The sequence below is a fragment of the Gaoshiqia sp. US2 genome, assembly GCF_059705485.1.
This window is the reverse complement of the sequence record NZ_AP048550.1, coordinates 1,018,377-1,030,999: the sequence shown is the minus strand read 5'-3', so window position 1 is coordinate 1,030,999 and position 12,623 is coordinate 1,018,377. Positions and strand designations below refer to the sequence as shown.

At 47.0% G+C, this 12,623-nt stretch carries 5 protein-coding genes; all 5 read right to left on the bottom strand.

Translation table 11 applies throughout. The features are described from left to right. Positions 1 to 321: 321 nt before the first annotated feature. Positions 322 to 5,556 carry a PKD domain-containing protein gene (locus tag AC6H3C_RS03920; RefSeq protein ID WP_497519384.1) on the bottom strand — a complete coding sequence of 1,745 codons (5,235 nt, stop codon included), beginning with the start codon at positions 5,554 to 5,556 and terminating at the stop codon, positions 322 to 324. A 212-nt stretch (positions 5,557 to 5,768) separates the two neighbouring features. Then, positions 5,769 to 6,236, bottom strand: coding sequence for a hypothetical protein (locus AC6H3C_RS03915; RefSeq protein ID WP_497519383.1), 468 nt, complete (start codon positions 6,234 to 6,236; stop codon positions 5,769 to 5,771). A 91-nt stretch (positions 6,237 to 6,327) separates the two neighbouring features. Further along, positions 6,328 to 7,335 carry a glycosyl hydrolase gene (locus AC6H3C_RS03910; RefSeq protein WP_497519382.1) on the bottom strand — a complete coding sequence of 336 codons (1,008 nt, stop codon included), beginning with the start codon at positions 7,333 to 7,335 and terminating at the stop codon, positions 6,328 to 6,330. A 344-nt stretch (positions 7,336 to 7,679) separates the two neighbouring features. Further along, entirely contained in the window at positions 7,680 to 9,182 is a 1,503-nt protein-coding gene (locus AC6H3C_RS03905; protein ID WP_497519381.1) for a RagB/SusD family nutrient uptake outer membrane protein, read from the bottom strand. Positions 9,183 to 9,216: 34 nt separating this feature from the next. Next, complete coding sequence (locus AC6H3C_RS03900) at positions 9,217 to 12,432, bottom strand: TonB-dependent receptor (RefSeq protein WP_497519380.1); 3,216 nt, start codon at positions 12,430 to 12,432, stop codon at positions 9,217 to 9,219. Positions 12,433 to 12,623 lie beyond the last annotated feature (191 nt).

Here is a 12,623-nt window from a genome sequence, read left to right as displayed (position 1 = left end):
CTATTAGTAACTGGTCTCTCTTGTCTGAGATTATCCGGCTGCATTTTGATTCCAAATTTTTTATGTCTGGTTATCTGAAAAATTCAGCATTGATAAATTTGCCTCACCCCCACTGGTTCAAGTTGTCTTTGACTTCAACGTTTGAAAACGGTATGAGACTGATTGAAGACGTTGATTCGCCATATTTGAATTTGATTCGAAGATACTAATTTTAAAAAGAGTCCGTACGTACACACAAGATTCAGCTCTAATGCGGGATAATTAGAGCCGTCCCAAATTTCATTTTGAGACGGCCTATTTTCTATTCGTTTGTCAGGTTTGTTATTGTTTCACAATTTTACCGGTCAGCGTTTGTCCATTGCATACAAACTGGTAATAATAAACACCCGAGACCAAGGATGTACCGTTGAAAACAACAGCATAACTCTTGTTCTTGATCAGGTTTTCATTAACTATTTCGGTTACTTTACTACCCTGCAGATTGAACAGGCTGATGATTGCATGGCCACCCTCGCTTGAACGGAATTCAAACCGTACCTGTTCGCTGAACGGATTTGGATAAGACTTTACTTCGAGATCGCCGCCAGGTTGATCCGAACCGGAAGTCGAGGCAGATTTCAGCAGGGCCTGCTGATCACATGCAATTTCGTCGTCAAGATAACCGACGAAAGCCCGGCAACCGATGAATGCACTATTGATGGTTTCGATGGTTTCGGCAATTTTCTTTGAGTCAACTGCGCAGGAAGAAGCATTTGTTGGATCAACTGCCCCGCCCAACACTTCGTTGGCCAGTTTGTACAGGCCTTTCACCGTCAGTTCATAGCCATTTGCAGCCAGGTAGCAAAGCATGTCCTCTTCCAATTCGTAGTACCGGTACGGGTCATACTCGGGCTCACAGCTGATCGGTACCAGACCTGAGCCGTATTCGCAGCTGACTTTTTCCTGAGTGGTCAGTTTTTTCCCAGCTTCAAGCGGCAGGAATTGCAGTCCGCCATAAACCCGCAGGTTCAAACCAAGGGTCAGGGTTTGGGCAAACAGCTGGCTGGTGATCCGTCCCTGGTTGTTCAGATACGTTCCCAGGCAGGTAGCATCTTCCGACGGAATGCAAACACCATTCAGCACGATATCCTCTTTATTGCTTCCAGGAAGGATATCGGCAATCAGTCCGGCATCACCTTCTTTAAAAATGACCTGGTTGTCGCCCGAACCAATCGCCAGCGGACCTTTTGCCAATAATGAGGCTACCAGTTCTGTGCCTGCTGCAGAAGATTCCAGGTTGCAGGCCATTCCGTTCTGCGAACCGTAGAAACCTTGTCCGTAGGTGCACAGTTCGTCAATCGGACATGGCACAACTGTGAATTCGGAGGTGCAACTTACTTGCGAACACCTATCCGAAGCCTGATAGGTAAAGGAGATACTTCCCCCTTCTACCGGGTCAATGTTCAAAGCCGGAATTTCGGTCAGGTTGTCCGTAGCCTCACTACACCCACCTGTAAAGGTGAATCCGGCTTTCCAGCCATCGTAAGCTGCCTGAATCTCTTCAACCGAAGCACATTGGGTCAACGTAACGCTGGCCGGACAGGTCGGAAGGATGGCCGGGGGCGCTGACAGCGTGAATGAAGCATCAAAAGAAACGGTATCGCAGAAATTGGAAGCAATCCAGGTCACCGTGCGGGTTCCGCCAGTACAAAGATCGGGAGCGCCGGCAGCATCATTTGAAATTACAACATGTCCGCAGCCTCCCTGGGGATTGGCTTCAGCAACCACCTCATCCATCCAGGCATCAAAAGCAAGGTCAAGGGCCGCCTGATCGGCAAAGTCGCAGGCCTGTACACTCATATCCGAAGGTTCGGTAAAGGTAAGCAACGGTGGATTTGGATTATAATTATCCGTCCAGTTAATATCATCCAACCAGGTTTCCAGATAACCCTCACCTTTAAACCTTAAGGTAACATTGCCCGTTTTATTGATCCCGGTGATTGTAATAGTCCTGGGGACACCAACAGTTGTAGGTTGGAACATACCATAACTAACCCCGTCAATAAAAACTGAAAGTCTTGAGTGGGCAGTAAGTGTAGATGTGGGAGCGGTCCGGATCGTAAATGTCAGGTCATTTAACCCATCAGGCAATACCGTTTCAATGTATCCACTGTACCGGCGTACTTCTGCTGTTACACCGTTAATGCCATCGGTCCTTTTCAATACACTGTTATATTTCCAATCTTGCTGGTTATCGCCAACGTAAGTTCCTCCGTTGTATGAACTGGTGGATGCAGTAAGATTGGTAAATGTTTCATGGGCCACTCCATTCCCTCCGGTTACGGTGACTTCGCAGGATGCTGTAAAACCACCATTGTTTGTCGTAACGGTAATGGTAGCGGTTCCCGGGCCCATACCAGTTACATAGCCGTTGGCATCAACACCAGCAATGGATTCATTACTTGAACTCCAACTCACCGATTTATCTTCTGCATCATCAGGAACGATGGTCTCCGTCAGCTGAGCCGATTCCCATTTGGCAACCGTGAGAACTGTTTGATCCAACGTGACTCCGGCAACCTGCACAGGCACAACAGTAACCTGACAATTGCCCGTAAAGCCACCGTCATTTGTAGTCGCAGTAATGGTTGCCGAACCGAAAGCCAATCCGGTAACCAGGCCATCGGCATCAACTGTGGCAATGGTTTCATCGCTTGAACTCCAGATAACCGACTTATTTGTTGCCCCGGAAGGAGATACAAGATAGTCCAGCTGTGTTGTATAACCCACCGAAACCTCGGTTGTGGCCGGGATTACGGTTACGCCGGTTACGTATGTTGGCACGGTGATGTACAACGTGTCGATGTCCTTGCTCCCGAATTTGGCCCCCTGGCCGTCATTGGCAATAACAGTAACGATATACGTTCCTTCAATCGTAAACGTATGTTGTGCTGTAACCCCGTTCATGTTGGGAGAACCGTCCCCAAAGTTCCAGGTGTAGCTCAGGACATCACCATCTTCGTCAGCGCTGCCGGAGGCATCAAAATTTACGGTCAGCGGCGCATCGCCATAGGTTTGGTCAGCCGAAATATGGGCAACCGGTGTATGGTTGTTCGTTGCAAACCGGGTTTGCAGCCTCAGGTAAGGGAAAGCCCACCCGGTTTCCCGGTAACGGAATTCCTGCCAAACGTTACCATGCTCATACAACAGCAAAGAAATAACCTTGTCGGCTTCATTTTTCACTTTATCGGTAATGTCGAATTTCCCGTTGGTGCTGCTGGCCAACTCTTCAAATGAAGCCGGTTTATTGTTCCAGGTAACTGAGAGTTCGCCCCAACTGTCGTCTTCGACATATTTGACGGCGCATTCGGTGGATCCAAATTTGACCGGGACATTAAACTCTGCGCCTAAAATCTCGTTGGTACTGGCGGTATAATTAACCCGGTAAATACCGTGTCTTGTGTTTTGGTCAATATTCGAATACAGTACCGTCCCGTAATTTGTATCCGGGTTAACTGAATACAAATAAGCATCAGCTTCTACCGGGTAATTCGTGAACTCGGCAGTTGGATCGCTAACGCTAATTCCTGTGACTGTTTTGGTATCCAACGAGCCGTTTCCGTCATCCACCGTTACCTTGGCCGTATAGCTTCCGGCCGGGTACACATGCGATACCGTCGGGTCTTTGGTTGAAACTACCGAACCATCCCCAAATTCAAAAATGTAGGTCAGTTCGTCCCCATTTCCATCCGAGGAAGCTGAAGCGTCAAAATTGACCGTCAACGGAGCCTCGCCTGTTTTTACGTCGGCAGTCAATGCAGCCAGAGGAGGATAATTTCCTGCAACGGTTATGCTGTCAACATAGGTGGCCGTTCCTCCCTTTCCGTCGTAAACAGTCAGGGTAACGGTATAGGTACCGGGATACGTATAGGCATAGGAAGCGTTGGCCGTTGTGGCGAAAGCTTTGTCCAGTTCGCGGCTTGAACCGTCCGGATAGGAAAAACGGTCCTCAAACTTCCAGATGTAGCTCAACGCATCGCCTTCAGGGTCATTTGTTGTGGACGTAAAACTGACCGTAACCGGTACGTCGCTGTTGATACCGCCGTTGACAAATGAAACCGTGGGCGCCTGGTTGCCGGCAATTGAAAAGCCTTCGCGGATATAATCATTCACGGCTTTGGCTTCGTATTCGGGGTACCAGGTCCCCAATGGCCTTTCCCTTACTTCTGCCAAGAATGCTTCGTGGCTTGCTGTTTTTCCAAGCGAGCCGTTGTAGGTCGCGATAGAACGTTCCGGGTCGATCCAGTTGGGATTGGTCATATTTTTCGCGTTGTCCCATTTGTACACGATGTTATTCACATAGTCGGTGACTGCGCCATGGTCGGTTGGAAAAGCGGAATTATTGTTGGGCGATATCCGGTTCGCTACAATGTTGTTTTCCACAACAAAACGTTCGTAGCTGGTCCATATGCCCCATACCGCAGTCGTGCTCAGCGAGCCGGTGCTCCCGTCCGGGTCCATCAGGCGGCCTTCCAGGATCACATTGTTCTTCGCAATGGCGATGGTGTCTTTGTCCGATTCATGGGCATGGTAGCCAAGGTTCAGGGCAACGGCATTCTGGACGAACAGGTTTTCTTCGGCAATCCCGCAACCGCGCAATTGCACACCATGCGCCGCACCCCTGGTGATCAGGTTGTTGTGCAAGACTACACCTGAAGTTGTGTATTGAATGTAAATATTGTGGTTGTACTGCGTGGCATCGGCGGTAGGGATACTCTCGTTCCAGCCGTTGTGGTCAAAAGTACATTCCTCGATAAGCAGCCCGTCCACATCGCTGGCAAAGATACCCGAAGAACGGTTGCTGCTGCTAAGTCCGCTTTTGGGATGATAGGCATCGATAACAATATTTCTCCTGAATTTAAAGTTCTTGTATGCCCCGGCGTAATTTTGAACGGCAATTTCAATAAACCGGAATTTACAATCCTCGATCAGGATGTTTTCGCCGCCGCCGATCAAACGTAGCGGTATATTGAGCGAACCGGGAACATAGCCCGGATTGTCCGGGTCTTGTTTATAGTTGTACAAAAACAACCCGTTCAGCACAACATGGTTCCTGACTTTGCCATTGTGATCGATAAACATGGCATTAAGTTTAATAACCGGCCGGTCGCCCGAAGTTCCGTAATATCCGATCATAATCGGTTCGGTGGCGCTTCGCCCGCTTTTAAAACGGGCATCGTTAATGGTTGGCCAGCCATTATGCACAAAGGTTCCGCCTCGTTTTAACAGAATCCAGTCGGGATAGCCGTCGCGTGCAGCCAGAGCTGCTGCAGTAACCGTTTTGTACGCATTAACCGTCCCCGGGTTTTTAGGATCGGGCACTGCTGAAGCATCAACATATTGTGCCGTGGCATCATCCCCGTTCACATCATCCACGTAGTAGATACGGGTATCAGCCGAGGGTGTAAATACTGTCCAGCCGTTTGCATCGACCGGCAGTTGTGCTTTCGTGATTTTAGGGTAAAGTAAAACCAGAAAGCTAAAAAATAACACCAGAAAAAAGTTTCTTAATTTCATAATGTCCAATTTTAGGTTAAAACTTGTGATTGATTTAGCATCTCCAGTTACCATGTTTATACTCAGGCAACTCTCAACACATCGTAATGACCGTCGATGAATTCATACAGAAAACCACCCTGACTGATAACCAGGATAATCTTTCTTCGGGGAATACTTAAAAACAGAATGTAAAATTATTATCATAATCCATTTTTAACATCAGACTTCATTTAACGGGTCATTGCAGAGCACCTGTTATAGAATATAACAGTAGGTTCGGGCAGCGCTTCGTTTCTTAACGCATGTATTATTTGTTCGGGTGCAAAAGAAGCTGTAGCAAGACCTTCATACCGGTTGCCATCCACTTCCGTTGTTACCTTGCAGCGAAGAAAACCGGCCTCTTCCATTGATCCGCCATCAATTACAAACTTATTTTCGTTAAGCACGATCGAATCGGTTACGACCGGGTCCATCATTTCATGTCCAATTTCATACCTGATTTGTATATTGGTTATCGGGTTGTTGTTTTTCAGTACAGTTACCTGGAAACGGGCGGGTTCACCAAGTTTATACACCCAGTTGGCATGATCGGGTGCAACCAGAATTTTAACCCGCTTTTCGGTTGGTTGAGCCCAAAGCAAAAAGACGTTGAAGAAACAGGCCAGAAAAACAAAAAATTTGATTTTATTAAATGTCATAACTTAATCGTTTTTTGATAACAAAACCTGACTTGCGCTTGACAAAATGTTATCTTAATTGCCGACTGATCAACGGGAGGTGCAAGAGCATTTAACGGACTGATTTCCAGTCTACCCGATTCCTGTTGATTACATAGGGGTGATGGTACACCTGTTTGATTTCGTCTTCAGTATTTTCTTTCGTAAGGTGGGTCCACCAGCATAAAAACCATACAATTTCAGGTCGGCTGGTTTGCAACCAGTTCATATCGGGCAGCCAGCCAACCTCAGTCAACGCAATGACACCGTTTTTACTTAACGACGTCATTTCATCCAATTCCTTTTTTAATGTTTCGTCCCGATCCCAATTCCGGACGCCATCCGGATATCCGTCAAATCCAACCATATCAACATAATCGTCTCCCGGATAATACCTCGAAATCGGATTGGAAATGTTTGGCGCCCACACCCAAATCAGGTTATTCAAACCATGATGGCTTGTATACCTCTCATACATCAATTTCCACAGCTTTCTAAACTCAGGCTTCGCACCCCACCAAAACCAACGTCCGTTCATCTCGTGATATGGGCGCCACAACACCACAACCCCTGAATCCCTTAACATTTTTAAGTAGGTTGCTACCGTATCAATGTGGGCGATATATTTTTCGTGAATCACCGTTGAATCAAGTAAAAGCTCCTGAAAACGTTCGTTGGTCATGTCCTTTTGAGTATCCCTGAAGTTCCCTTCGTTCATCGTTCCATCCCAGGTATCAGGGGTAACCTGGTGCCACGATATGGTAACCAATCCGCCCTGTTTCCATTGTTCAACAGCGGCACGCACTATGTTCAAACGCTTTTTGAAAGCATCGTTGCCGTAACTGAAATCTTCGCCCAATAAAGCCGGAAATTCGCCGGTCAGTTCGAACACGTTGTTTGTCCACCGGGTAACATCGTCGGCAAGGTTTTGCTGGCCGGTCAGTATCCCCTTCCCCTTCAGCCCGACAAGGTAGTTCAAAACCCTTTTTACATCTTCTGTAACCGAAGGATTTACGGGTTCAACAGCAGACACAGCAAACCGGGCCATAAATAACACGACCAACAGGAACAACCTTTTCACAAAAGAAAATTTTATGAAGTTAGCATAATTGAAGTTTTCCATCGTGGTATCGCCGTGGACATGTACCTCCTGCCTCAACCTGTATCGGCAAACCCGGATAAGTTTATCCGGGTGAATTTTACCCGTCCATAAAGGGAAAAAGCTGACAGATGCAGCCCCCCTCATGGAAGAAGTAAAAAAGATTGACTTAAAAACTATCGATAAACCTGGTTATCGGTCCTAAACAAACCTAAAACCAGGAAGAACGATCATAAATCAATACAGCCTTAAGTTCAGGACTTAAGAATCTGTTTCAGCGCCACTCCCGCTTTGGTGGGCGCTGAAACAGTAGATTAACGGTTACCTTAATAACCCGGGTTTTGGGTCAGGTTCTTATTCAGGTCAATATCCCGTTGCCGGATTGGCAACAAATATTGGTTGTTATTAAAGTTATCATGAGGTTCGAGGGAGTTCGGGCCTTTGAAAACTTCGTCCCCCATTTGCCGGCGTTTGATGTCCCACCAGCGTTTAAACTCAAAGCTAAGCTCGAGCCTTCTTTCTTCCAAGACGAGAGTCCTGAAATCGTCTTTGGAAATTGCGGGATCGACATCTGCCGGGAAAGCGGTTGCCGTCCCCGCCCAATTCCGGGCCCTGGCACGCACCTGGTTCACATATCCCCGTGCTTCTGCGGTAGGGCCGCTGATCTCATTCAATGCTTCTGCAGCAATCAGCAAAACTTCGGCATACCGGTAGATAGCATAGTTGTTTTCGGTGTCGGTAACCTGGTCGCGCGGTACGCCCATGAAGCGCCAGTATTTGGCTATATGCGGACGTTTTGTACCTTGAAATTTGGTATAAGGAACGAGTACGCCACCATAATGGGCGCTGTCTGCCAAGGCTACTTTTTTACGATAGTCCCGGCTGTCCCATGTATTATAAACCGCCATGGAGGGGACAGCCACATCAAAACCTCCAACTTCATCCGCCCCGTTCAATCCTGTAAATGCAGCATGGCTGTCATAGTCAATTGGCCAGGTGTTACCTGCTTTTTTATACTCTATGGCAAAAACGTGCTCCGGCATGCCATCCTGCTTGCTGGAAACAAACAAATCCTGATAATCGGCCTCAAGCGAGTAGTTCAGGCCCCCCGCATTGTCAATCACCCATTTGGCATGGCCATAGGCTTCCTGCCAGTTTCCCAAGGTCAAATAGACATCGGCCAACATCGTATAGGCTGATCCTCTGGACGGCCTGCTGCGAACGCCATTCTGGGGATGCGCCATGGGCAGGTTTTCTTTGGCATACTCCAGATCTTTAATTATATTCTCATATACCGTAGCCTCAGGTGTTCTTGAGATAGATGCAGCCGCCTCGGGATCTTTTATAGGCCCATCAAAATAGGGGATATCTCCAAAGAGGCGCACAAGATTGAAATACGTGAAAGCACGCACAAACTTTGCTTCACCAATAAGGGCTTTTATACCGGCTGTTTGCTCAAGAGCTTCTGCCCCTTCAATGGCCGTACTTGCTGCATCGATAACCTGGTAAGCCATAGGCCAAAACGTACCGATCATCGCATTTGTAGAATTGGCGTTAAAATCGTTAATTTGGATCCTTGCCACAACGGTTGACCGGTTCCCGATGTCAACCATATCACCTCGGAGCATGATCGCAGCAGCCATTTCTCTTCCCCAGTAATTATCGGAAGCCATCTTTCCATAAGCGCCGTTGATAACGGTTTGAACATCCCTCTCCGATTTAATAAAACCTTTAGGAATTAACCTTCCAACCGGGTCTTCGTCCAGATCAACACAACCAAACACGAAAAGTGTTACTAATGGCAATATAAAAAATTTAGATAATTTCATTTCTTTCAGTTTTGAAGTGAATTAATCGGAAACTTTAAAATTTAACCTGTACCCCAACCGTAACAGATTTTGCACTTGGATAGCTCCCATAATCATACCCTACGTTGACATTGCTTGTGGTACCCATACCTGTAGCCCCCAGATAGTTTACTTCCGGGTCATAACCCGGGTAATCGGTGATGGTAACCAAGTTTTGGCCGCTTACATAAATCCTTGCATAGCTGATGCCAGCCCCACGCAGCAACGACTTCGGTAATTGGTAGCCGATCGACACGTTTTTCAGCCGGATATAACTACCGTCATATACAAACCGGCTTGAAGATATCCTTGAACGGAAGGCTGTTGCTTTGGGGACATCGGTTTTGGTATTTGTCGGGGTCCAGCGGTCGAGCGCCTTGGTGGTTGAATTGTTAAATCCTTGCATCAATTCCAGTTCAAACAAGGTAAAACTGTAAATATCGTTACCCTGCGAAGCTTGGACAAACACATTCAAATCAAACCCCTTATATTCAAACGTATTGTTTAACCCCCAGATGAAATCTGGGTTCGGGTCGCCAATAATGGTGCGGTCATCTGCATTCAATTGTCCGTCCGGTTGGCCGGTAAGCACTCCATCCTCCTTGCCGTTAATGTCGCGGAATTTTTCGCCGCCGGCAACCTGCTCAAAACCGCCGCCGGGAAGGAAAGTATCGCCTTCCTGGTAAACGCCGTCATAAATGTACCCGAAGAATGACCCCATCGGTTCGCCTTTCCTCAGCACGTTGGTTGCACCGATTCCAACCATATGTCCCGGGAACACGCTTCCTAAAACATCTGCGCCGTTCGGTAAATCCAGTACCTTATTCCGGTTTCTCGAGAAGTTGAATTCGGTTGTCCATTTAAAGTCCTTGTTGACGTTTATAGTCGATAAGGTAAATTCAAACCCTTTATTTTCAACCGAACCAAAATTCTTCCACATGTTGTTGTACCCGGAGTATGAAACTAAGGGAACCTGGAACAGTTGGTCGGTGGTCTTCATGTAATAGTAATCGGCAGTTAATGAGATTCGCTGGTTAAACAAGCCCAAATCGATACCAATGTCCGTTTGTGCAGTCTTTTCCCAGGTCAGGTTGTCGTTTGCCACGGTGTTTGGGGTAACTGCATTCACCACTTCGTTACCCAAAATAACACCGCGGACAACACCCATCAAGGCCAACGATCCGTAAGCAGGAATTGACTGGTTTCCGGCAATCCCATAGCTACCCCGCAGTTTCAACTGGCTGATTTGTGGTATGGCATCCATAAAACCTTCCTCTGCTATGTTCCAGGCGACAGCGCCCGATGGAAAGAAACCCCATTTATTGTTCTTTGCAAACTTCGATGATCCGTCATAGCGGCCTGTAAACGTAAACAAGTAACGGTCAAAGAGTTTATAGTGAAGCCTTCCATAGAACGATGTCATCTCCGATTCTGTTAAACTTGAGAGCGGTGCGTTATAAACCGACCCTCCTGACAAATTCCAATATCCAAATGCGTCAGTGATATAGTTTTGACTTGAGCCACGCCAGTATTCGGACCGGTATGATTCATACGTGTAACCTGCCATTAAGTTGACATCGTGAATTCCGTTGAATTTTTCACTAAAGGTAAAATAGTTTTCATTGGATAAGTTGGTGATCCTGCGGCCCTCCATAAACCCACGACCGGCAAGGCTCCTGCCACCATACATAGAGGATGGCAAATAGTTTCCATAGCGGTTTGACCAGGTCTGCGCGCCAAAAGTTGACCGGAATTTTAAATTTTTCGTGATCTGGTACTCACCAAAGACGTTGGCCTGCAGGTTATCACTTTCACTTTCGATTGCCGTTTCTTTGGCGATGGCAACCGGGTTGTCGCGTTCCAGCCCGGTCATAAACGAACTGTGATAAGTCCCGTCTGCATTGTATACCGGGATGGTCGGTTCCGTCAGAACAGTTGCCGACAGGACGCCTGTCTGTCCGGCGCCGCCGCTTCCTTCCATGCTTACGGTTCCATCCCTTAGTTCTCTTGATGCAAAAAGTTTAACACCTACCTTGAGTTTTTTTGACGCCTGTAAGTCGAGGTTACTGGTGATTGAATAACGTTTGAACTTGGAATCAAGCACAATCCCTTTCTGGTCGTAAACAACACCGGAAACGTAGTACCGGGCATCATCATTGCCTCCTGAGATGGAAAGCTGGTAATTTTGTATGCCGCCCTGCCGGAATGTTTCGTCCTGCCAGTCGGTATCTTCATAATTTGAACCTGTTAGTGTTCCCGGCTCAATTTCATTCACATAATTGATATAATCTGCTGTTTTAAGCAGGTCCAGTTTATTGAGTACTTTTTGTGCAGAATAGGAAGAATTGAATTCAATCCTGGCTTTTCCTGCCTTGCCGATTTTTGTGGTCACCATAATAACACCGTTAGCCCCACGAGACCCGTAAATGGCTGTAGCCGAAGCATCTTTCAATATCTCAATAGACTGGATATCTTCACTTGCAGGCATGGCCACACCGGGAAAACCATCGACAACAATCAAGGGGTCGCTGGATGAACTGATCGACTTTGCCCCCCTGATACGGACCCTAAAGTCAGAACCCGGTTCTCCGTTCGTAGCTTGCACATGCACACCGGATGCCCGTCCCTGCAAAGCCTGCATCGCAAGCGTTGTCGGGTAAGCGGTCAAATCTTCGGATTTTACGCTGGCTATCGAGCCGCTCAGGTCCGATTTTCTCATGGTACCGTAACCAATTGCGACCACTTCTTCGATGCCAACCATCTCTTCGGACAGCGAGACATTGACCGTTGTTCTTCCTGAGACCGCAACCTCCTGCTTGGTCATCCCCACAAATGAAAAGATGACCGTGGCATTGGCCGGTACATTGTCAAGCGAATAACGCCCGTCGATATCTGTAATTGTCCCCAGCGCGGTACCTTTAATCAATACGGTTACTCCCGGAAGCGGTACGCCTGAAGGATCGGTGACGCTCCCTGACAGTCCTTGTGCTGCCTGACCTACCGGTTTCACGGCCTGGGTGCTGCTCAATGCAATCTGCCGGTTGTTCACTTCGTATGTGACGCCTGTATTCTGAAATATTTTATCTAATACTTCCGTCACCAGCAAATTTTCTCCCGACATATCTACCCGTCTTGAAACATCTACTTTTGTAGCGTCATACATAAAATAGAAGTCAGAATTATTCTCTATTTCCATTAAAACTTCCCTGATTGAAGCATTTCGAAGGTTCATACTCAACCGGGTATTTTGAGAGTATGTGCTTGTAGCAAATACCTGTGAGATCGTTACCAATAACACAAACAGAGTTATCCTCATATTCCTGCAAAATTTAGAACTCCAGATTTCATGAAAAACCGGGATCAATGAATAATGATTTTTTTTCATAAATTTGTTTTGATTTGAATTTTGACGATTCAGATTAA

What these genes read in the sequence shown, in the direction of transcription:
- AC6H3C_RS03920 (WP_497519384.1), bottom strand. Translation starts at nt 5,556, where the DNA reads ATGAAATTAAGAAACTTTTTTCTGGTGTTATTTTTTAGCTTTCTGGTT.
- AC6H3C_RS03915 (WP_497519383.1), bottom strand. Translation starts at nt 6,236, where the DNA reads ATGACATTTAATAAAATCAAATTTTTTGTTTTTCTGGCCTGTTTCTTC.
- AC6H3C_RS03905 (WP_497519381.1), bottom strand. Translation starts at nt 9,182, where the DNA reads ATGAAATTATCTAAATTTTTTATATTGCCATTAGTAACACTTTTCGTG.
- AC6H3C_RS03900 (WP_497519380.1), bottom strand. Translation starts at nt 12,432, where the DNA reads ATGAACCTTCGAAATGCTTCAATCAGGGAAGTTTTAATGGAAATAGAG.